This window comes from Streptomyces sp. NPDC055189 (genome assembly GCF_053606765.1).
This window is the reverse complement of sequence record NZ_JBSGSG010000112.1, coordinates 1-20,750: the sequence shown is the minus strand read 5'-3', so window position 1 is coordinate 20,750 and position 20,750 is coordinate 1. Positions and strand designations below refer to the sequence as shown.

The window sequence follows — 20,750 nt, the reverse complement described above, 5'->3', positions numbered from 1 at the left end:
GGGTGAGCATGGGTGAGTCCGCTTTAGGTGGTTTAGCGTACTTATATGTCTCACCCTGAGCAGGAGCCCGAGCGGGCTGTCCGGCCCGAGCGCGAAGAGCACCAGCACGGCGCCCACGGCAGGCCCCCCACGCGGGGCGAGCGGTGGGAGGCGTTCAAGCAGTCGCCGTTCCTGCCGGCGATCGTGCTGGTGTTCATCCTGGCCGCGGCGGCGGGGCTCTTCGCCGGCTCGTACACGTACTCCATGGCGAATCCGACCCCGCACCGCATCCCCACGGCGGTGGTGGGAGCGCAGGACGCCACGCGGGGCAAGGCGTTCCTCGACGGCATGGAGAAGGCGCTGAACGCGTCGCTCGAAGTCCACGAGTACGACAGCCTCGCCGCGGCGCGCGACGCGGTGGAGGAGCAGAAGGTGTTCGCGATCCTCGCGGTGTCCCCGGACGGCGGGGAGTCCGGCAGCAAGGTGACCTTCGACGTCTCGGGGGCCTCCGGATCGTCCGTCGCCCAGGTCCTGGAGGAGACCGCGCCCAAGGTCGGGGAGAAGGTGGGGGTGCCGGTGACGGTGAAGGACATCAAGCCCCTCCAGGAGGGCGACCCGCGAGGGCTCGCGATCTTCTACATCTCGCTGGCCGCGGTGATCATCGGCTTCGTCGGCGCGATCCAGCTGAGCGTCCACGCGCGGGGCCTCAACCCGGCGGAGCGGATCGGCTTCACGGTGCTCTACGCGCTGCTCGGCGGGTTCGTGATCGCGGCGGTGGTGGACTGGTGGCTGGGGGCGGTGGACCTGCCGTTCGTGGAGTCGTGGCTGATCCTGGCGCTGACGATGTTCACGTCGGGGATGGTCTTCACGATGTTCAACACGCTGTTCGGGCGCTGGGCGATGATCCCGACGTGGGGCCTGATGGTGCTCCTGGGCAACCCGTCGTCGGGCGGCGCGGTTTCGTGGCCGCTGCTTCCGTCGGTGCTCGGCCACATCGGGCAGTGGCTGCCGCCGGGCGCTTCGGTGAACGCGCAGCACACGGCGGTGTACTTCGGCGGCAACCAGCACGCGTTCCCGTTCCTGGTGCTCGCGGCGTGGGCGGTCCTTGCGAGTGCGGTGTTCTGGGTGTGGCGGCACCGGCATCCGGGCGGCCGCGAGAAGCCCGCGGCGCATGCGGCCGCGCCGGCGGCATAGCGGGTGGCCCACCAGGAACGGCGAAGGCCCCGTCCGGGGGACGGGGCCTTCGAAGTGGTGGCTGGGGCCGGGATCGAACCGGCGACCTATCGCTTTTCAGGCGATCGCTCGTACCAACTGAGCTACCCAGCCACGCGATCCGCGTGGAATCGCAAGCGGTCCTGACGGGATTTGAACCCGCGGCCTCCACCTTGACAGGGTGGCGAGCACTCCAAACTGCTCCACAGGACCATGCTTTGTGCGAGCACTAGTCTCGCACAAGGTGTTGCGTGCCCCCAACGGGATTCGAACCCGTGCTACCGCCTTGAAAGGGCGGCGTCCTGGGCCACTAGACGATGAGGGCTAAGGGCCCACCTGGGCGCTTTGCAGCGCGTCGGGGACGTGAGAAGCATATGGGATGCGGGGAGGTATCGCCAAAACGGTTATCGGGGGGCCGGGGAACCGCTCCCCGGCGACCGGCCACCAGGGGGTGGCGAAGGCGTCGCGCCGGGCTGGTTCTCCTTCGGCAGATGGCGGCTGACCTCCGCCTTCGTCAGGCCGAGCCCGCCCAGTTTGATCTCGTCCCACGCCTGGAGGCGCCGGGTGTCCCGGTCCAGGTAGAGGACCGAGGCCTCGACCGGATCGGGGTACTTGCCCTCGACCGCCCGCAGCCCGCTCCCGCCCGTGGACCCCTCGATGCGTAGCCGCGTCCCGCCGTCCATGACCTCCATCTCCTGGTGGTGCACGTGCCCCGCGAGGGCGAGCGGCACCTCGCCGTCCGTCTTCCGCGCGGCATCGGGGTTGTGCGCCACGGCGATGTCGACGGGAGTGCCGGCCGCCCGCTGGTCCCGCAGCGAGGAGGCGAGGCGGATGCCCGCCGTCTCCTCGAAGAGCTTGCCCTGCGCCTGCGCCTCGGAGCGGTCCGGGGTGTACTGCGGATCGCCCGTCCCGGCGAACCGCAGCCCCGCCACCGACACGGCCGCGCCGTCGTCCAGGACGTGCACGTTCTTCATGCGCCGCAGGTAGCTCTGGGTCGTACGGGAGTCGTGGTTGCCCCTGACCCACACGTACGGAGCCCCCAGGTCCTCTATGGGGTCGAGGAACGCGTTCTCCGCCGCGCTGCCGTGGTCCATCGTGTCGCCCGAATCGACGATGACGTTGATGTCGTACTGCTCGACGAGCGAAGCGATGATCTTCCAGCTCGCCGGGTTGAGGTGGATGTCCGAGACGTGCAGGACGCGGATCGTGGACGGGTCGGGCTGGTACGCGGGGAGCGTCGACGTCGCGTCGTACAGCTTCGTCACGTTGGTGACGAGACGCGCCAATTCCTGCTGGTATACGTCGAATTCGCTCACGATGCTGCGTGCGTTGCCGACCACCGACGGGGCGCTGCTGAGGAGGCCCGAGAACTTCGGTTCGAGGACGGACTTCGGGTTCCACGTGGCGTACGCCGCGGCGCCCGATGCCGCGAGGAGCGCGAGGGCGAGGCCGCCCGCCGCCAGGGCCCGGCGCGGACGCCGGTAGACCGCGAGGCCCAGGGCGGTGGCGCCCGCGACGACGGCGGCGCAGGAGCGTGCGGCCAGGTCGAGCGTGCCGTGCCCGACGTCCTGCGTCACCTCGTCCTGGAGGCCCGAGAGCCGCTCGGGGTGGTCGACAAGGGCCTGGGAGCGGACCGGGTCCAGGCGGTCCACGTCCACGTCCAGGCGGATGGGGGCGACGTGCGAGCGCAGCTCAAGGGCGCCGAGCGGAGAGACGTTGATCTTCGTGCCGCCGGTGAGCGAGGGGCGCAGCGTCATCCGGGTGTCCATCGGACCGACCGGCGCGTGCACGCTGCCGACGATGAGCAGGCCGAGCCACGCGCCGAGCAGGACGACCGCGACCAGGCCCGCCGCGCGGCCGTACGGGTGGGGAGGGCTGATGAGCTCGCTCACCGGGTGCGGGTGGCGGGAGCGGTAGTGGCGAACGAGGGCGGCGGGCGCACGGAAGTCGCGGGCCATTGGTCCGGTATGCCCGGGGGAAGAGGCGGCTATGCGGGGCGGTGGCCGACAATGGGGGTGTGCTGGAGATGACGCGGGAAGAGTTCGAGGAACTGGTCGCCGAGGCGCTTGACCGGATTCCTCCCGAGTTGACGCGGTTGATGGACAACGTGGCGGTGTTCGTGGAGGACGAACCACCCGCCGAGGATCCCGAGCTCCTCGGGCTCTACGAAGGGACTCCGCTGACGGACCGGGGCGAGTGGTACGCGGGAGTGCTGCCCGACCGGATCACGATCTACCGGGGGCCGACGCTGCGCATGTGCGAGTCGCGCGAGGACGTCGTCGCGGAGACCGAGATCACCGTGGTCCACGAAGTCGCACATCACTTCGGGATCGACGACGAGCGCCTGCACGCCCTGGGATACGGCTGACGGGTGCCTGCACGCCCCGGGATACGGCTGACGGCCGACGGCGCTCGGTGGCGCCGGACGGCGGCCGGTGTCATCGTCCGTGTCCTCTTGCGGGGCAAGGGAGTTGGGTAGGGCGTCCCCGCTTCTCAGCGCCTCGGAGGTGCTCGGCCGTGCGCCAGTTGTACGTTCCTGTCCGGTGGACCGCAGCGGCCGTGGCGGTCATGGCGACCGCCGGCTGCATGAGCATCGGTGACGACGGGGGCGGCGGCCCCGGCCCCGCGCGGTCCGCCGGCGGGCGCAGCGCGGCGGCCGCCCCGGACGGCGGCAGCGTCCCGCCGGGCGGCGGGTCGGCCGAGGGCCCTGAAGGCGGCCGCGCCGACGCGAAGGGCGGCAAGCACGGCAAGCAGGGCAAGGGCAGAGGCAAGGGCAAGGCGGGCTCGGACGAGTCCGGCGGGTCCGGTTCCGATGCCGCAAGGGCCTCCGCCTCCGCCTCGCGGGGCGGCGACGATCCCGCCCCGCCCACGCAGGGCGGCGGGGGGCCCACGCCTACGCGGGACAAGCCCGATCCCCCGAAGCCGACCCCGACCCCCGATCCCCCGAAGCCGACACCGACGCCGACTCCCGAGCCCACCCCGGAGCCCTCGTCGTCGGCGCACGAGCCGGGGCAGAATCCGCAGCTGGGGGAGCGGTCGGCGGGGCTCAGGTCGCGGGAGCCTTCACCGGAGGCCGGGCCCGCTTAGGTCCCGCGGGCCCCGGAGGGCTGGGGTTCGGCCTCTGTCCGAAACGGTTGCACCCCTGTCCGAAACCCGATTTGTCGCAGGTGAGACGGGCTGCGGGGGGTGGATTCCAAGGCACCCCGGAGGGTGCGGTTTGCCTTCTGGGGGGGTGGGTGCGTATGGTGGTAGATCGTTTGATCCCATTTGCCCGGCGCCGAAAAAGAAGAGCGCCGCGTGGCGCGTACTCTCCCTTGCCGTGGCTGACCGCATAGAGGCGGTCCATTGCGAAATCACGGAGTTGACGGGCGCGTGCCGAGACTCCGGAAGGTTTCGCATTTCGCATGTCCATTTCTCATTCTGACCACGCCGTCCTGCCCGAGAACGAGACGACCGGCACCGACGAGCTGACGGCCGAGGCCGTCGCCGAGGTAGTCGAGACCGTCCAGGCCGCGGACGTCGTGGAAGCCGCCGAGCAGGTCGTCGTCGAGACCGAGGCTGCCGCCGAGGCCGCCGAGTCCGAGTCCGACGACACCGCCGAGACCGGCCCCACCTTCGGAGACCTCGGTCTGCCGGAGGGCATCGTCCGCAAGCTCGCCCAGAACGGCGTGACCGCCCCCTTCCCGATCCAGGCCGCGACCATCCCGGACGCCCTGGCCGGCAAGGACATCCTCGGCCGTGGCCGCACCGGCTCCGGCAAGACCCTCTCCTTCGGTCTTCCCCTCCTCGCGACGCTGGCCGGCGGCCGCACCGAGAAGAAGAAGCCCCGCGGCGTCATCCTCACGCCGACGCGTGAGCTCGCGATGCAGGTCGCGGATGCGCTCCAGCCGTACGGCGACGTGCTCGGCCTGAAGATGAAGGTCGTCTGCGGCGGTACGTCCATGGGCAACCAGATCTACGCCCTCGAGCGCGGCGTCGACATCCTCGTCGCCACGCCGGGCCGTCTGCGCGACATCATCAGCCGCGGCGCCTGCTCGCTCGAGGACACCCAGATCGCGGTGCTCGACGAGGCCGACCAGATGTCCGACCTGGGCTTCCTGCCCGAGGTCACCGAGCTGCTCGACCAGGTTCCGTCCGGCGGCCAGCGCATGCTGTTCTCGGCCACGATGGAGAACGAGATCTCCACGCTGGTCAAGCGCTACCTGACCAACCCGGTCACGCACGAGGTCGACGCCGCCCAGGGCGCCGTTACGACCATGACCCACCACATCCTCATCGTGAAGCCCCGCGACAAGGCGCCCGTCACGGCCGCCATCGCCGCGCGCAAGGGCCGCACGATCATCTTCGTCCGCACCCAGCTGGGCGCCGACCGTATCGCCGAGCAGCTCTGCGAGTCCGGCGTGAAGGCCGACGCGCTGCACGGCGGCATGACGCAGGGTGCCCGCACCCGCGTCCTTGAGGACTTCAAGAAGGGCTACGTCAACGCCCTCGTCGCCACGGACGTCGCCGCGCGCGGCATCCACGTCGACGGCATCGACCTGGTCCTGAACGTGGACCCGGCCGGCGACCACAAGGACTACCTGCACCGTTCGGGCCGTACGGCCCGCGCGGGCCGCTCCGGCACGGTCGTGTCCCTCTCCCTGCCGCACCAGCGCCGCCAGATCTTCCGCCTGATGGAGGACGCGGGCGTCGACGCCACGCGCCACATCATCAACGGCGGCGGCACCTTCGACCCGGAGGTCGCCGAGATCACCGGCGCCCGTTCGATGACCGAGGTGCAGGCCGACTCCGCGGGCAACGCCGCGACCCAGGCCGAGCGTGAGGTCAAGGACCTCACCAAGGAGCTGGAGCGCGCCACCCGCCGCGCGACGGAGCTGCGCGAGGAGGCCTCGCGCCTGACCGCGCGTGCCGCCCGCGAGCGCGGCGACGACCCGGAGACCGCGGTCGCCGAGGCCACCGCCGCCGCCGAGGCCGTCGTCGAGGCCGCTGTCTCCGTCCCGGAGCAGCCCGTCGCCGCCCGCGAGGAGCGTTCCTCGTACAGCCGTCCGCAGCGCGACGAGCGCGGCAACTACGAGCGTGAGCGCCGTGACGACCGTGGTGGCCGTTCCTTCGAGCGCCGTGACGACCGTTCCTCGGGCGGCTTCCGTGGCGGCGACCGTCGCGAGGGTGGCGGCTTCAACCGCGACCGCGGCAACGACAGCCGTGGTGGTGGCCGTTCCTTCGAGCGTCGTGACGACAACCGTGGCGGTGGCTCCGGCTTCCGCGGCGGCGACCGTCGCGAGGGTGGCGGTGGCTTCAACCGCGACCGCGGCAACGACAACCGTGGTGGCGGCTCCGGCTTCCGCCGTGACGACCGTCCGTCGGGCGACCGTGGCGGCTTCCGCCGCGACGACAACCGCGGTGGCTCGGGCTTCCGTCGTGACGACCGTCCCTCGGGCGGCGACCGCGGTGGCTTCCGCCGTGACGACAACCGTGGTGGCGGCTCCGGCTTCCGCCGCGACGACCGCCCCTCCGGCGGCCACCGCGGCAGCGACCGTCCGTTCAACCGTGACCGCCGCGACGACCGCCCCGCCGGCGGCGCCCGCTCCGGCGGCCACGACCGCCCGTCGTTCAACCGCGACCGCTCCGGCACGGGCACCGGCTCCTTCGGCCGCCGCGACGACAAGCCGCGCTGGAAGCGCAACGGCTGACCCACGGTCGGTCTGATCTGACCGAAGGGCCCGCACGACATTCGTCGTGCGGGCCCTTCGTCGTGCACGGGGCCTTGCGGGGGGTGTCGATGTCAGTACGTGCTGTTACCTTCGGGCTTGATCGAAGCGGTGGTCCGGTGGGGAGCCGGGCCCACAGGGAGGGGAACCCGTGATTCGTCATGCCTTCGTACGCAGCGCTGTCGCCGTCGCGCTCGCGTCATCGGCCGTCGTAGCCACTCCATGGGCGGCAGCGGCCGCGGAGAACCGGCCGCCGGACCAGCCTGCGCCGTCCGAGCTCACGACAGGGGGCAAAGAGTGCGCGAGCGGGACGGAAAGACCGTACGTACGCACGCGGCCGGAGTTGAGCGCCGTGCTCCGCGACCCGGACGGGCAGTCGGTCTCGGCGGAGTTCGAGGTCTCCTGGCGCGACGAGGCGGGGGAGAGACAGGTGCGCTCGACGCAGACGACGTCCAAGCGAAGTGGCTCGCAGGTGCGTTGGACCGTCCCGGACGAGGTGCCGGCCTTCACCGATGTGGACTGGCGGGTGCGGGCCTTCGACGGGACGGCGTGGGGGCCGTGGAGTTCTGACGGCGGCCGTGGTGAGTGCGGGTTCGTGTACGACACGGAGCAGCCCGCAAAGCCCTCGGTGTCGTCGCCCGAGTATCCGGACGGCCAGGAGTCCTGGCACGACGGCGTCGGGTCGTACGGCACGTTCACGGTCGACTCCTCCTCGGACGACACCGTGGCGTACATCTACAACTTCACGGGCGGCAAGCAGCAGACGGCCAGGCCGAAGGAGCCGGGCGGCCCGGTCGAACTGCGCTGGATGCCGGAGTCGTCCGGCGTGTACGGGCTCCAGGTCCAGGCGATCGACCGGGCGGGCAATGCGAGCGAACCCGCCAACCACCAGTTCCGGGTGGCCAGTGGCCGTACGGCTGTCGCGCGGTGGAAGCTCGCCGACCCGGCGGGTTCGGGCCGGGCCGAAGCCGCGGCGGGCGGCAGGCCCGCCGAAGCCGGTGGGTCCGTGGTCTTCGGCGCCGACGGGCCGTCTCGTACGGACGTGAAGTCCGCGGTGGAGCTGGACGGTTCGGACGGTGCGTATCTGGCGTCGGGAGCGCCTGCCGTGGACACCGGAGGGGCGTTCGCGGTCAGTGCCTGGGTGCGTCCGGGGCCGGTGGGACGGGACATGGCGGCGGTGAGCCAGGACGGTGACGGGAAGCCCGCGTTCGCCCTCGGGGCGGACGCCGCGGGGACCTGGTCGTTCACGCTGGGCGGTGGCACGGCGGTCCGGGCCAAGGGGGGCCTGCCCGAGAGCGGGGAATGGGCGCACCTGACAGGTGTGTACGACCCGGTGGAGCGGACGGCGCGCCTCTATGTGAACGGCCGCCTCGTCGATACGGCTCAGAGCGCCGCCGCACCCGCTGGTTCCGGAGGCCTGCAGATAGGCCGGTCGCTCGGTGCCGACGGCCAGGGCCGGCACTGGGACGGGCGGATCGCCGACGTACAGGTGTGGGACCGGGTGGCCGTTCCGGCCGAGGTCGCGAATCTCGGGAAGCGCGGAACCGTACGGGAAGGGTTCTGGCAGCTCGACGAGGCGACTGCGGGAGCCAGCCCGGAGCACGACGGCCGGCAGCCGATGAAGCTGGGCGGTGACGCCCGGATCTACCGCGACGACAGCGACTGCGACCCCGGCACGGATCCGGAGTGCGCTCCCGGCGAGCCCCCGCTGGTGGGCGAGGGGCACCTTCAGCTCGACGGCGAAGGGGACTTCGCGGCGACCGACGGCCCGGCCGTCGACACGGGCGACAGCTTCTCGCTGGCGGCGCATGTGCAGCTGGACCCGGCCGCCGAGGGCCGCACAGCGACCGTCCTGTCGCTGCCGGGCGAGCACGTGAACCTCGCCGCGCTGCGCTACACCCCGGACCAGCAGCAGTGGGAGCTGACGCTGGCACACGAGGACCGGGCCGGAGCGGAGACGACGAAGCTGACGGCGGACAACGACTGGGCTTCGAGCGGCGAGCCCCATCACCTGGCGGTGGTGTACGACGCCGGCGCCGACGAGGTCCTGCTGTACGTCGACGGACAGCTCTCGGTGAAGGCACCCTTCCACCACAGCTGGCGGGACACGGGCGGGCTGCAGGTCGGCCGGGCGGCCACGGCGGACGGCTGGGGCGAGTATCTGCACGGCGCCGTCGACGAAGTGCACGCGTATGCGGGAGCGCTCAGCGAGCACCAGGTGGCGGTGCTGCGTGCGGGGGGCACGCCGGCCTGAGCGGCGGGCGCTTTTCGGACGACGGTGACGCATGTCGTGCCCCCGGCGAGGGAATCGCTGGGGACATGACAAGTGACCCCGGAGAGCGGAAGCAGTCACCACCACCTATCGCCACTGCCGGCTCCGACGAGGAACGTCTCGCTCAGCTCGGCTACACCCAGGTCCTGGCCCGTCGTATGTCCGCGTTCTCGAACTACGCGGTCTCGTTCACGATCATTTCGGTCCTGTCCGGCTGCCTCACCATGTACCTGTTCGGCATGAACACCGGCGGTCCCGCCCTGATCACCTGGGGGTGGGTCGGGGTCGGTCTGATGACGCTGTTCGTCGGGCTTGCGATGGCCGAGATCTGTTCGGCGTACCCGACCTCCGCCGGGCTCTACTTCTGGGCTCACCGGCTCGCGCCGGCGCGGACCGCGGCCGCATGGGCGTGGTTCACGGGGTGGTTCAACGTGCTCGGGCAGGTCGCCGTGACCGCGGGGATCGACTTCGGGGCGGCCTCGTTCCTGGGCGCGTATCTCAATCTGCAGTTCGACTTCCAGGTCACCGAGGGGCGCACGATCATGCTCTTCGCCGGGATTCTGGTGCTGCACGGGCTGCTCAACACCTTCGGTGTGCGCATCGTGGGGCTGCTGAACAGCATCAGCGTGTGGTGGCACGTCTTCGGGGTCGCCGTCATCGTCGGCGCGCTCGCCTTCTCGCCGGACTCGCATCAGTCGGCGTCCTTCGTCTTCACCGAGTTCGTGAACAACACGGGGTGGGGGAGCGGGCTGTATGTGGCGCTCATCGGGCTGCTGATGGCCCAGTACACCTTCACCGGGTACGACGCCTCCGCCCACATGACCGAGGAGACGCACGACGCGTCGACCGCCGGGCCCAAGGGCATCGTGCGGTCCATCTGGACGTCCTGGATCGCCGGGTTCGTGCTGCTCCTGGGCTTCACCTTCGCCATCCAGTCGTACGACGGCGCCCGTGAGTCGGCGACCGGGGCGCCGCCCGCCCAGATTCTTCTGGACGCGCTGGGGGCGACCGCCGGGAAGCTGCTCCTGCTCGTCGTCATCGGCGCGCAGCTCTTCTGCGGCATGGCGTCCGTGACCGCCAACTCCCGGATGATCTACGCCTTCTCGCGGGACGGAGCGCTGCCCTTCTCGCACATCTGGCACTCGGTCAACCCGCGTACGCGCACACCCGTCGCGGCGGTCTGGCTCGCGGCCCTCGGCGCGCTCGTCCTGGGCCTGCCCTACCTGATCAACGTCACGGCGTACGCGGCGGTGACGTCCATCGCCGTCATCGGCCTCTACATCGCCTACGTCATCCCGACCCTGCTCCGGCTCCGCAAGGGCGATGAATTCGAGCGCGGTCCCTGGCACTTGGGCCGCTTCTCCCGGCCGATCGGCATCGTGGCGGTGGCCTGGGTCGGCGTGATCACGATTCTTTTCATGCTGCCGCAGGTCTCGCCGGTCACCTGGGAGACCTTCAACTACGCCCCGATCGCGGTCCTGGCCGTCCTCGGCTTCGCCACGACCTGGTGGCTGGCATCGGCCAGGCACTGGTTCCTCAACCCGGACCACGAGCGCACCGCGGCCCGCGAGGCGGCCCGGCGCGGGGCCCCGGAACCGACCGATCCCTGACGGTTCCGTGGCAGGTCCGCGGCCCGTCGCGGAACCCGCGACGGGCCTAGGAACCGATACCCGATCGGACCGCGCGGCCTGTCCGGCTATGCTCGGGGGGTGCATCCGCACGGACCGTTAGCTCAATTGGCAGAGCAGTGGACTTTTAATCCATTGGTTGTGGGTTCGAGTCCCACACGGTCTACCGCACGCAGGGGAGGGAAACCCCCTCTGACCTGCTAAGCAGCGCCCGAGTCGACTTTGGTCGGCTCGGGCGCTGCTCGTTTTCCGGGGCTGGATGCGGTCGATCAGGCGATGACGGGGACGGTCTCGGCGCGGTTGGTCGACCAGTTGGTGACGATGGGCTTGTCGACGTCCGCGGGCTCGGGGAGCTTGAGCTCGGCCGGGTTGGGGTCCTCGTCGGTCAGGGAGATGATGACGCTCTCGAACTGGACGCCGCCGTCACCGTCGGTCGTCTTGGGGCTGATGCCGGTGTAGGCGGTGGCGGATCCGGTGAGCTTGATGGGGTCTTCGCCGCCCTGCCCGACGGGGGAGGCGGCGCCTTCGGCGCCCGAGCCGAAGGACACGCTGGGGGTGTTGACGTCCAGGTAGCAGCTGATGCCGGACTTGGCCTTGGCGGCGACGAGGTAGTAGCCGCCGGCCTGGGATTCCTCGGTGAGCGTGAAGGTCACGTCGTTGGTGCCGCAGGCCTGTCCGTAGCCGCTCTTCTTGTCGTCGCCGGCCTCGGAGCTGGTCTTGTCCTTGGAGCCGGTCGAGCCCGAGTCGGAGCCGGAGCCGCTGGACGGGCTGTCCGTGGAGGGGCTCTGGGTCTTGCCGCTGTCGGCGGTGGGGGAGGAGGTGTCAGCGCTCATGGTGTCCTCGGGGCCGCACGCGGTGGCGGTGGCTGCGAGGGCCGTCATCGCGACCGCGGCCAGTACGAGGCGGGTGGACCGGGCGGCACGACGCGAACGCATGAGGATCTCCAGGGGCTGTCGGTAGCGGTGAGCGGTGTGTGTTTCCTGCTGACACCTCCGACATTAGGTCCGCCTTGATCTTCAAGCGGTTGTGGGAATGTCCGCGTTCTGTCCCAGCAAAAACGCTTCCTCGACGCGGCGTTGAGGGCCGGGCGGCGGGCCTGTCACGTCACCCCCGGTCGGCGGCCGTGTTCTTCCGGTGGAGGGCGAGGCCGTCGAGGATGCGGTTGAGGCCGTAGGCGAAGTTGTCCTCGCGGGTCTCGGCCGCCTGGCTGTCGCGCTGCGCCGCGTACAGGGCGCGCAGCCGCGGGTAGGCCTCGACGGATTTCTCTGCCGCGGGCCGCAGCTGCTCGACCCACTCCTGCTCGCTCCTGCCGCTGCGGGCGATCGAGGTGAGCCAGGCAGCTTCGGTGGTCGTCATGCCGATGACGTACGAGAAGAGCGTGGTCACCGCGCGGTCGGCCTCCTCCAGGGTGAAGCCGCCGGCCTCCAGCATGCCGAGCATGCCGTCGGAGAGCCGCATCATGTTCGGGCCGAGATGGGCCACGCCCGTCTCGCCGAGCACGGAGACGATCCAGGGGTGGGCGAGGATCGTCGAGCGGATGGTGTCCGCGCAGGCGATCGTGGCCGTCCGCCAGTCGGTGGGGTCGGTGGACCGCGGGACGTGCATCTCGCCGTAGACCGCGTCCACGACCAGCTCGATCAGCTCGTCCTTGTTGGCCACGTGCGTGTAGAGCGAGGTGGCGCCCGCGTTGAGGCGGGTGCCGAGCTTGCGCATGCTGAGGGCGTCCATTCCCTCTGCGTCGAGCAGCCGGACGGCCTCGGAGACGATCTGCCCCCGGCTCAGCGAGGGCTGCTCACGCCGCCGCCGCTCGGGGCGGGTCCATACCGATAGGACCTGCTTCTCGTCCGTGTCGTCGTCCGCCGGCATACGGCGACCTCCCTGTCTGCTGGGTCTGCTGGGTCTGCTGGATGTCCTGATGCGCCGGTCTCGGAGACCGGCCCCGTCAGGGTAGCCCTCCGCGCGAACAGCGTACGAGCTCGCGTACGGTGTTCGGCCGCTCGCCCGAACGGCCCCGCTTCGCCTGCGGACCCGCGTCCCCGGGGCGACGCTGAGCCTGCCAGGTGGCCGATCCGGAGGTACAGCATGGGTTCCGTACGACGGGCTCTCGTGATGGTGCTCGTGCCGCTGCTCGCCGGCGCATCGGCGGCCTGCGGCGGATCCGGCGGCGGCACCGACGGGGAGACCGCGCGGGCCCGCCCCGCCGAGCAGAGCTTCGAACACCCCGGCGTGCTCGTCAGCAAGGCGCAGCTGAAGCGTGTGCGCGACCATGTCGAGGCGCGCGAGCAGCCCTGGCTCGCGGCGTTCGAGCAGATGCGGGACAGCAAGTACGGCGCGGCCGGCTACCAGGCCAAGCCGTACGCCGTCGTCGGGTGCCCGGCGGGCACCCGCGCCGGACAGGGCTGCGTCGAGGAGCGCGAGGACGCCATCGCCGCGTACACCCAGGCCCTGCTCTGGAACGTCACGGGCGAGCGCGCGCACGCCGAGAAGGCCGTACAGATCATGGACGCCTGGTCGCGGGTGATCACCAAGCACACGGAGGCCAACGCGGGCCTCCAGACGGCCTGGGCCGCCTCCACCTGGGCACGCGCGGCCGAGGCCGTGCGCTACACCTACGACGGCTGGACCGACGGCGAACTCCTGCGCTTCGAGCGGATGCTGCGCAATGCCTACCTGCCCCAAGTACGCGACGGAGCGGCCGACTTCAACGGCAACTGGGATCTCCTGATGGCCGACGCGACCATCAACATGGCGGTCTTCCTCGACGACCACGAGTCCTTCGAGAAGGCCGTGACGCATTTCAGGACCCGCGTTCCCGCCTACTTCTATCTGAAGTCGGACGGGCCGCTGCCCGTGTCGCCCGCGAACAGCGGCATCAACACACCGGAGAAACTCCGGAAGTACTGGTTCGGGCAGCAGACTTTCGCCGACGGGATCTCCCAGGAGACCTGCCGGAACTTCAAACACGCCAGCTACTCCCTCGCGGCCACCGCGCACATCGCCGAGACCGCCTGGCATCAGGGCGTGGATCTGTACGGCGAGGTCAAGGAGCGGCTGCTCGCCGCGCTCGAATTCCACTCCAAGTACCAGCTGGGCGCGAAGGCGCCCCAGTGGCTGTGCGGCGGCAAGGTGCAGCGGGACATGGGGCCCGACACCGAGGTGGGCCTCAATCACCTGCGGGAGCGGCTGAAGCTTGACCTGCCGGAGACGGAGCGGTTCACGCGAAAACAGCGGCCCGAGGGGACGGACGGCCTGTTCGTGGCGTGGGAGACGCTGACGCATGCCGGGAACGCGTGAGCGCCGATTCTCCACCGGTTCGCTTTCACTCCCCCTGATGGCGTAGAGTTGCATTCAACGGCGCGGGGTGGAGCAGCTCGGTAGCTCGCTGGGCTCATAACCCAGAGGTCGCAGGTTCAAATCCTGTCCCCGCTACTAAAGACCGAAGGCCCGGATCCAATGGATCCGGGCCTTCGGTGTTTCTGCGTCGGTGTTTCTGCTTCGCTGTGTCTGCTTCCGTGTTTCCGCGTGCAAAAGTGCCACCCGGTCGGCCCACACCGGTCGCCCCGCGCCGCAGCTCCGGGAACCCTGAATGAACGTGGTCATGGATCTGGTCCTGGCCGCGGAATTCGGCGGGAGAAACCGGTGGGGCAGCGAGGAGGAAACGGCGGCGGGGGCGCGGGCAGGTCCGTGCGCCGCGATCCCGTCAAGGGACCCCGCACGGGTTCCGGGAAGGGCTCCCGCATGGGTTCCGGCACCGGACGACCCCGAACGGGCTCCGGCACAGGCCCCGTCGTCAGGCACGAGCGGGCGTTCGTGCGGACCCTTCCGCTGCTGCTCATCGTCGTCGGGGTCGTCTACGACATCTCGACCCCGGCCGCGTTCACCGCGGCGCCCCTCTTCACCGCGGCGCCCCTCATCGCCGCCCCCCTCTACTCGCTGCTCGGCACCGTCCTCGTCGGCGTGGTCTCGTGCGCGACCGTCCACTTCCTGCACGTCAGGACCAACACCACCACCGACGTCGAAGCCGTCACCGAACTGCTCACGGTCCTCACCGTGGCCGTGCTCGCCGTCCTGATCAACCGCGTCGTGTGCCGCAGCGACGAACAACTCGCCTCCGCCCGCTCCATCGCCGAGGCCGCCCAGCGCGCCGTACTGCCGCAGCCGGATCCCCGGATCGGCGGGCTCGATGTCGCGGCGCGGTACGAGGCCGCGGAGGCCGACGCGTTCATCGGGGGTGATCTGTATGCCGTGCAGGACACCTCGCACGGCGTACGCGTCATCGTCGGCGACGTACGGGGCAAGGGCATGGGCGCGGTGGCGGCCGTCGCCGTGGTCATCGGGGCGTTCCGGGAGGCCGCCGAGCAGGAGGCCACCCTTGAGGCGGTGGCGCAGCGCCTCGAGCGCGCCCTCGCGCGTGAGGGCACGCGACGCGACGGGCTCGACGACTTCGAGGGGTTCACCACCGCCATCCTCGCGGAAATCCCGCACGGCGGTGGTCTCGTACGCCTCATCAACCGCGGGCACCCCGGGCCGCTCCTTCTGCACGGCGACGGACGGCTGTGCGTCCTGTCCGCGACCGAGCCCGCGCTGCCGCTGGGGATGGGGGAGCTGGGCGCCTGGCCGGACCGCGCGGACGAGTCGGAGTTCCCGCCGGGGGCGATGCTGCTGCTCTACACCGACGGGCTCTCCGAGGCGCGTGACCGACGGGGCGAGTTCTACGATCCGGCCGCCCGGCTCGGCGGCCGCATCTTCCCCGGACCCGATGGCCCGGACGCGCTCCTGTCGACGCTCACCGAGGAAGTGTGGCGGCACACCGGCGGCGGGACGACCGACGACATGGCGCTGCTCGCGGTGCGACGGCCGTCGGCGCCGGGGGACGGCGTCAGGTGACGGAGATCCGTGTCAGGTCACGTAGATCGATGTCACCGGCCGTGACTGAAGGACACCACTCCGCATAACAACTGACGTACTGTCAAGGAATTGTGAAGCTCCGGTGTGTGAAGAAGTGGCGTCAACTCGCCCCGTTCCGAACCCCCGTGTCCCGTTAAGTACAGGCCAATGCCGTTAACGATCAGTCGGAACGGCTTGGAATACGACCCCGCTGTCTATTAACGTTCGATAACGCAGCGCGGTCGTCCCAGCCGTCACTCGAGTCGGCTCCGCGCGCACGCGCCTAATCCCGAAAGGGAGCCGGGGAACCACTAATTGGGGTGAATCGGACATCCGTGCATCCGTGCCGGCTGTCCGTAGGAGACCTTCCTGCTCCGAACCCGTCAGCTAACCCGGTAGGCGAGAAGGAAGGAAAGGAGTGCGCCCCCGTGGCGTCCAACCGCCCTGCCCCCCAAGGCGCGTACGTACCGAATGACAACGATTTCGGTGGGTATGACGAAAATTCCTGGGAGGAATGGAATCCCACCGAGGAGTCCATCCGTCCCGTCCGCGGCAGGCACCGCGTCCACAAGCGGGGCGGTGGCGGGCTCGCCCGCAGCTCCACGGTTCTCGGCGTAGGCGTCATAGCCGCGGTCGGCGCGGGCGGCATAGCCACCGCGCAGGGCGGCAAGCCCCCGGTCTCCATCGAGATGCCGGACATGTCGGCCGTCACGGACTCGCTGCCGGAGGCCAAGTCGCTGCCCGGCGTGGGCTCTTTGATAGCCGGCGACTCGGACGACTCCGCCGCCGCGGACAACGGCGTGACGGTTGCCGCCGCTCCCCTGAGCGCAGCGGGCCTCAGCACCGCCGATGCCGAGCAGGGCAGCACGGACGCCGGCGAGGCACTGCGGGCGCGCATCATGGAGCAGGCGGAGAACCAGCAGGACCAGGCGGACGACGCGGTCCAGAAGGCGGCCGAAGAAGCCGCCGTGAAGCAGGCCGCCGAACAGGCCGCCGCCAAGCAGTCCGCGGCCGAGAAGAAGATCGCCGCCGAGAAGGCCGCCGCGAAGAAGAAGGCCGAGGCGGAGGCCAAGAAGAAGGCCGAGGCGGAGCGCCTGGCCAAGCTCGCGAAGAGCTACACACTGCCCGTCGGCTCGTACACGCTCACCGGCACCTTCGGCCAGCCCGGTTCCATGTGGTCCTCCGGCTACCACACCGGCCTGGACTTCGCGGCTCCGACGGGCACGCCCATCAAGGCCATCCACTCCGGCACCATCAAGGAGGCCGGCTGGGCGGGGGCGTACGGCTACCGCACGGTCCTCGAACTCGACGACGGCACCGAGCTCTGGTTCTGCCACCAGTCCTCGATGAGCGTCAGCGTCGGCCAGAAGGTCACCACCGGCGAGACCATCGGCCGCGTCGGCGCGACCGGCAACGTCACCGGCGCCCACCTCCACCTGGAGGTCCACCCGGGCGGCGACTCCACCGGGGTCGACCCGGCGGCGTGGCTGCGCGGCAAGGGCCAGTCGCTCTGAGATAGCCAGTAGCCCCGGAACTCCGGCGGTCCTGGCGACAACCCCCCGACGCCAGGGCTGCCGGTTCGGCGTGTGCCGGTTCGGCACCTCCCGGTTCGGCATGTCCCGGTTCTGCACGCCCGCCATCCGGGTGCCGCGGACCGGCCCAGCGGAATGCTGTGATCCGTATGGGCGTTGAGTCCCGTATGACTTCTCTCCGCAAGCTTGGCTCGTCCGACCTCGAGGTCTTCCCGCTCGCCCTCGGCGGCAACGTCTTCGGCTGGACGGCCGACGAGGCGCAGTCCTTCTCCGTGCTCGACGCCTACACCGCCGCCGGCGGCAACTTCATCGACACCGCCGACGTCTACTCGGCCTGGGTGGACGGCAACAAGGGCGGCGAGTCCGAGACCGTCATCGGCAACTGGCTCGCCGCGCGCGGCAACCGCTCCGACGTCGTGCTCGCCACCAAGGTCGGCGCCCACCCCGATTACAAGGGTCTCTCCGCCAACACCATCAAGGCCGGTGCCGAGGAGTCGCTGCGCCGTCTGCAGACCGACTACATCGACCTCTTCTACACGCACTACGACGACCCGACCGTCTCCGTCGAGGAGATCGTCGGCGCGCTCGACGACCTGGTGACGTCCGGCAAGGTGCGCGCCGTCGCCGCGTCGAACGTGACCCCCGAGCGCCTCCAGGAGTTCCTCGACTTCTCCGACCGCGAGGGCCTCGCGCGCTACGCGGCACTGCAGCCGCACTACAACCTCGTCTCGCGCGACACCTACGAGGGTTCGCTGCAGGAGGTCGCCTCGCGCTCGGGCCTGGCCGCCGTCCCGTACTACGCGCTCGCCTCCGGCTTCCTGACCGGCAAGTACCGTCCGGGCGCGCAGGTCGACAGCGCGCGGGCCGCGGGCGCGGGCAAGCACCTGGAGACCGAGCGGGGCCGACGGGTGCTCGCCGCGCTTGACGAGGTGGCCGAGGCCCGCGGCGCCGAGATCGCGACCGTGGCCCTTGCGTGGCTCGCGGCGCAGCCGACGGTGGCGGCGCCGATCGCGTCGGCCCGTACGGTCGAGCAGCTGCCCGCGCTGCTCGCGGTGGGGGAGCTCGAACTGACGGAGGCCGAGGTGTCGGCACTCACCGAGGCCTCCGCCTAGCCGCGGTAGGGGTTGTACGCGGGGTAGGGCATGGCCGGCTGGGCGTGCGGATATCCGTAGGGCTGTTGGTACGGCTGCGCGTAGGGCTGCTGGTACCCGTACGGCTGCGGGTGCTGGGGGTGCTGCGGGTATCCGTACGGCGGCGGCATCGGTACGAGCACCGGTGCCGTCGCGCGCGCCGCGTAGGCCAGGGCGGGCCGTGCCGCCTCGCGGCGCTCCCACAGCGCGTTCAGCAACTCCCGCTCCCGTACGACGAAATCGGCGCCCGCGCGCCCCTTGCGCCCCCTGTGCCTCAGGAGCGCGAGAGAGGTCGCGTACGTCTCGTACTCCGCGACCGTGCGCGCCGCGGCCTTGCCCTGCGCGTACGAGGCGTAGTCGCGGGCCAGCGTGCGGGCGCGCATCGTGCCGAGTGCGTACGGCTCGGGGGCGGAGAGCCAGCCCGCGAGCACGTACGCGGGCAGTTCGGCCCGCACGATGCGCAGGCCGCGCTGCCTGATCCAGATCACCAGCCAGGTGAGCAGGCCGAACGCGGGCAGCATGAAGGCCGCGTACACGGCGAAGAATCCGTAGTCCCCGAAGCTCGCCGAGCCGTTCCACAGGGCGTGCAGGCCCATCGCCAGGAGGAGCCCGCCGAGCGGGAGCAGGACGCGGCGCCAGTTCTGCCGGTCGGCGCTGAGCGCGGCGATGCCGAAGCCGATGCCGGTGAGCACGGTGAAGAGCGGGTGCGCGAAGGGCGACATCACGACGCGCACGAAGAAGGTCGCCGCCGTCACGGACGCGAGGCCTGTCCCGCCGTTGAGCTGGTCGGTGCCGAAGGCGCTGCCGAGATAGAGGATGTTCTCGGTGAACGCGAAGCCGGTGGCGGTCACTCCGGCGATCACCACGCCGTCGACGATGCCGGTGAACTCGCGTCTGCGGAAGAGGAAGACGAGCAGTACGGCCGCGGCCTTCGCGCTCTCCTCGACGATCGGGGCTATGACCGTGGCGCCGAGGGTGTCCGCGCTGGTGGGGTCGGCCGTGGCGGTGGCTATCCAGCGAGTCGCGAAGCTGTTCGCGACGATCGCTATGAGCGCGGCGGCACAGGCGCCCCAGGCGAAGGCGAAGAGCAGATTCCGCCAGGGGCCCGGCTGGACCCGTTGCAGCCACCGGAAGGCGGCCACCAGGAGCGGCACGGGCAGCGTCGCGAGACCGAGCCCGACCATGAAGCCTTCGGTGCCGGTCTGCTCCCGGACCAGGGCCAGGATGACAAGGCCGGACAGGGCGAGCAGCGTGACCAGGGCGGCCGCGCGTATCGCCCGCCGCTGCCACCAGCGCTTGTGCCGCAGCCCGGCGGGCCCGTCGGGGGGCATCCCGTCGGGGGGCATCGGGTGCGGGTACGGAGAACGGGTGGCCACGCGTTGACCCTAACGAGGGACGGGGGTGGCCCGCGACGGTGTCTCAGGCCCCGTGGCCTGTATCTCAGTCCGCCTGGCCGGTGGCCGGGTCCGCCTGGCCGGGGGTGCGGCGGAACAGCAGGTCGTTGACCACGTGCCCCTTGTCCAGGCCCTGGCCCTCGAAGCGGGTGAGGGGGCGGAAGGAGGGGCGGGGCGCGTACCCGCCGTCTTCCCGGGTGTTCTCGAACGCGGGGTGCGCGGTGAGCACCTCCAGCATCTGCTCGGCGTACGGCTCCCAGTCGGTCGCGCAGTGCAGCAGGGCGCCGGGCTTGAGGCGGGGCGCGACGAGGTCCAGGAAGTCGGGCTGGATGATCCGGCGCTTGTGGTGGCGGGCCTTGGGCCAGGGGTCGGGGAAGTAGACGCGGAGGCCGTCGAGGGAGGCGGGCGGGAGCATCTCGCGGAGCAGGATGACGGCGTCGCCGTTCGCGACGCGGATGTTGTCGAGGCCGTTGCGCTCCGCGAGGCCGAGGAGGTTTCCCTGGCCCGGGGTGTGTACGTCCACGGCGAGGATGCCGGTGTCCGGGGCGTCGCCGGCCATCTGCGCGGTGGCCTCACCCATGCCGAAGCCGATCTCCAGTACGACGGGGATTTCGGCTCCGAAGAGTTCGGCGAGGTCGAGGACGCGCTGCCCGTCGATGTCCAGGCCCCACTTGGGCCACAGCCGCTGGAGCGCGTCCGCTTGGCTTGTGGTGACGCGGCTCCTGCGGGGCTGGAAGCTGCGGATCCGGCGCTCGAAATGCGACCCGGCGGGGTCGGGGGCGGGGCCCTGCGGGAAGCGGGGCTCGCTCTTCGGGCGCGGAGGGCGGGGGCTGCTGGGGGTGGCGGGTGAGTCAGACACAGTGGGTGGATTTTATCTGTCCCCAACCCCGCCCCTTCCCGAAAACTCGCTGGCGCGAGGGCCCTGTGCCCTGTGCCCTGTGCGTGCCGTCATCACCGGCTTCGCCGAGTTCGTCCTCAAACGCCGGACGGGCTGAAGATATTCAGCCC

At 70.8% G+C, this 20,750-nt stretch carries 15 protein-coding genes, 5 tRNA genes and 1 riboswitch; of the genes, 12 read left to right on the top strand and 8 right to left on the bottom strand.

Annotation, left to right across the window (positions count from 1 at the left end; genetic code table 11):
* Nucleotides 1–45: 45 nt before the first annotated feature.
* A complete protein-coding gene (locus ACWFR3_RS42210; RefSeq protein ID WP_453740030.1) occupies nucleotides 46–1,173 on the top strand; it encodes an ABC transporter permease in 1,128 nt (375 codons plus the stop codon).
* A 55-nt stretch (nucleotides 1,174–1,228) separates the two neighbouring features.
* Here the strand turns inward: ACWFR3_RS42210 and ACWFR3_RS42205 are convergent.
* The 4 genes from ACWFR3_RS42205 to ACWFR3_RS42190 form a co-directional block, all read right to left on the bottom strand.
* Nucleotides 1,229–1,305 (bottom strand) — tRNA-Phe (locus ACWFR3_RS42205).
* A gap of 24 nt (nucleotides 1,306–1,329) precedes the next feature.
* Nucleotides 1,330–1,404, bottom strand: a tRNA-Asp gene (locus tag ACWFR3_RS42200).
* 39 nt (nucleotides 1,405–1,443) lie between these two features.
* Nucleotides 1,444–1,516 (bottom strand) — tRNA-Glu (locus tag ACWFR3_RS42195).
* 79 nt (nucleotides 1,517–1,595) lie between these two features.
* Nucleotides 1,596–3,149 carry a metallophosphoesterase family protein gene (locus ACWFR3_RS42190; RefSeq protein WP_453740029.1) on the bottom strand — a complete coding sequence of 518 codons (1,554 nt, stop codon included), beginning with the start codon at nucleotides 3,147–3,149 and terminating at the stop codon, nucleotides 1,596–1,598.
* 59 nt (nucleotides 3,150–3,208) lie between these two features.
* Between ACWFR3_RS42190 and ACWFR3_RS42185 the strand changes: the two genes are divergently transcribed.
* The 6 genes from ACWFR3_RS42185 (at nucleotide 3,209) to ACWFR3_RS42160 (ending at nucleotide 10,965) form a co-directional block, all read left to right on the top strand.
* Complete coding sequence (locus ACWFR3_RS42185; RefSeq protein WP_190082831.1) at nucleotides 3,209–3,559, top strand: metallopeptidase family protein; 351 nt, start codon at nucleotides 3,209–3,211, stop codon at nucleotides 3,557–3,559.
* Between the two features lie 149 nt (nucleotides 3,560–3,708).
* The gene (locus tag ACWFR3_RS42180) at nucleotides 3,709–4,278 is read left to right on the top strand and encodes a hypothetical protein (RefSeq protein ID WP_453740028.1); all 570 of its coding nucleotides are present in this window, start codon (nucleotides 3,709–3,711) and stop codon (nucleotides 4,276–4,278) included.
* A gap of 317 nt (nucleotides 4,279–4,595) precedes the next feature.
* A complete protein-coding gene (locus ACWFR3_RS42175; RefSeq protein WP_453740027.1) occupies nucleotides 4,596–6,881 on the top strand; it encodes a DEAD/DEAH box helicase in 2,286 nt (761 codons plus the stop codon).
* 169 nt (nucleotides 6,882–7,050) lie between these two features.
* Nucleotides 7,051–9,153 (top strand): LamG-like jellyroll fold domain-containing protein, encoded by a 2,103-nt coding sequence (locus ACWFR3_RS42170; RefSeq protein ID WP_453740026.1) that lies wholly within the window; start codon nucleotides 7,051–7,053, stop codon nucleotides 9,151–9,153.
* Nucleotides 9,154–9,218: 65 nt separating this feature from the next.
* A complete protein-coding gene (locus ACWFR3_RS42165) occupies nucleotides 9,219–10,781 on the top strand; it encodes an amino acid permease (RefSeq protein ID WP_453740025.1) in 1,563 nt (520 codons plus the stop codon).
* 111 nt (nucleotides 10,782–10,892) lie between these two features.
* A tRNA-Lys gene (locus tag ACWFR3_RS42160) sits at nucleotides 10,893–10,965 on the top strand.
* Nucleotides 10,966–11,068: 103 nt separating this feature from the next.
* Here the strand turns inward: ACWFR3_RS42160 and ACWFR3_RS42155 are convergent.
* Together ACWFR3_RS42155 and ACWFR3_RS42150 are read right to left on the bottom strand one after the other, a co-directional pair.
* Nucleotides 11,069–11,734 carry a hypothetical protein gene (locus tag ACWFR3_RS42155; protein WP_453740024.1) on the bottom strand — a complete coding sequence of 222 codons (666 nt, stop codon included), beginning with the start codon at nucleotides 11,732–11,734 and terminating at the stop codon, nucleotides 11,069–11,071.
* Between the two features lie 169 nt (nucleotides 11,735–11,903).
* Nucleotides 11,904–12,665, bottom strand: coding sequence for a TetR/AcrR family transcriptional regulator (locus tag ACWFR3_RS42150; RefSeq protein WP_453740023.1), 762 nt, complete (start codon nucleotides 12,663–12,665; stop codon nucleotides 11,904–11,906).
* Nucleotides 12,666–12,881: 216 nt separating this feature from the next.
* Here ACWFR3_RS42150 and ACWFR3_RS42145 point away from each other — a divergent pair, with 216 nt between their 5' ends.
* The 5 genes from ACWFR3_RS42145 to ACWFR3_RS42125 all read left to right on the top strand — a co-directional run bounded on the left by ACWFR3_RS42145 (nucleotide 12,882) and on the right by ACWFR3_RS42125 (nucleotide 18,330).
* Nucleotides 12,882–14,093: an alginate lyase family protein gene (locus tag ACWFR3_RS42145; protein ID WP_453740022.1), complete on the top strand. Its 1,212-nt coding sequence runs from the start codon at nucleotides 12,882–12,884 to the stop codon at nucleotides 14,091–14,093.
* 61 nt (nucleotides 14,094–14,154) lie between these two features.
* Nucleotides 14,155–14,228 (top strand) — tRNA-Met (locus ACWFR3_RS42140).
* 210 nt (nucleotides 14,229–14,438) lie between these two features.
* Nucleotides 14,439–15,686: a PP2C family protein-serine/threonine phosphatase gene (locus ACWFR3_RS42135; RefSeq protein ID WP_453740021.1), complete on the top strand. Its 1,248-nt coding sequence runs from the start codon at nucleotides 14,439–14,441 to the stop codon at nucleotides 15,684–15,686.
* Between the two features lie 270 nt (nucleotides 15,687–15,956).
* Nucleotides 15,957–16,103: riboswitch (cyclic di-AMP (ydaO/yuaA leader) on the top strand.
* Nucleotides 16,104–16,114: 11 nt separating this feature from the next.
* Complete coding sequence (locus ACWFR3_RS42130; RefSeq protein WP_453740020.1) at nucleotides 16,115–17,200, top strand: M23 family metallopeptidase; 1,086 nt, start codon at nucleotides 16,115–16,117, stop codon at nucleotides 17,198–17,200.
* Nucleotides 17,201–17,385: 185 nt separating this feature from the next.
* The gene (locus tag ACWFR3_RS42125; protein WP_453740019.1) at nucleotides 17,386–18,330 is read left to right on the top strand and encodes an aldo/keto reductase; all 945 of its coding nucleotides are present in this window, start codon (nucleotides 17,386–17,388) and stop codon (nucleotides 18,328–18,330) included.
* Here the strand turns inward: ACWFR3_RS42125 and ACWFR3_RS42120 are convergent.
* Together ACWFR3_RS42120 and trmB are read right to left on the bottom strand one after the other, a co-directional pair.
* The gene (locus tag ACWFR3_RS42120; RefSeq protein ID WP_453740018.1) at nucleotides 18,327–19,724 is read right to left on the bottom strand and encodes a PrsW family intramembrane metalloprotease; all 1,398 of its coding nucleotides are present in this window, start codon (nucleotides 19,722–19,724) and stop codon (nucleotides 18,327–18,329) included. The genes ACWFR3_RS42125 and ACWFR3_RS42120 overlap by 4 nt on opposite strands.
* Nucleotides 19,725–19,788: 64 nt before the next feature.
* Nucleotides 19,789–20,601: a tRNA (guanosine(46)-N7)-methyltransferase TrmB gene (trmB, locus tag ACWFR3_RS42115; RefSeq protein ID WP_453740017.1), complete on the bottom strand. Its 813-nt coding sequence runs from the start codon at nucleotides 20,599–20,601 to the stop codon at nucleotides 19,789–19,791.
* Nucleotides 20,602–20,750: the final 149 nt, after the last annotated feature.

What these genes read in the sequence shown, in the direction of transcription:
- ACWFR3_RS42210 (WP_453740030.1), top strand. Translation starts at nt 46, where the DNA reads ATGTCTCACCCTGAGCAGGAGCCCGAGCGGGCTGTCCGGCCCGAGCGC.
- ACWFR3_RS42190 (WP_453740029.1), bottom strand. Translation starts at nt 3,149, where the DNA reads ATGGCCCGCGACTTCCGTGCGCCCGCCGCCCTCGTTCGCCACTACCGC.
- ACWFR3_RS42175 (WP_453740027.1), top strand. Translation starts at nt 4,596, where the DNA reads ATGTCCATTTCTCATTCTGACCACGCCGTCCTGCCCGAGAACGAGACG.
- ACWFR3_RS42165 (WP_453740025.1), top strand. Translation starts at nt 9,219, where the DNA reads ATGACAAGTGACCCCGGAGAGCGGAAGCAGTCACCACCACCTATCGCC.
- ACWFR3_RS42155 (WP_453740024.1), bottom strand. Translation starts at nt 11,734, where the DNA reads ATGCGTTCGCGTCGTGCCGCCCGGTCCACCCGCCTCGTACTGGCCGCG.
- ACWFR3_RS42150 (WP_453740023.1), bottom strand. Translation starts at nt 12,665, where the DNA reads ATGCCGGCGGACGACGACACGGACGAGAAGCAGGTCCTATCGGTATGG.
- ACWFR3_RS42145 (WP_453740022.1), top strand. Translation starts at nt 12,882, where the DNA reads ATGGGTTCCGTACGACGGGCTCTCGTGATGGTGCTCGTGCCGCTGCTC.
- ACWFR3_RS42125 (WP_453740019.1), top strand. Translation starts at nt 17,386, where the DNA reads ATGACTTCTCTCCGCAAGCTTGGCTCGTCCGACCTCGAGGTCTTCCCG.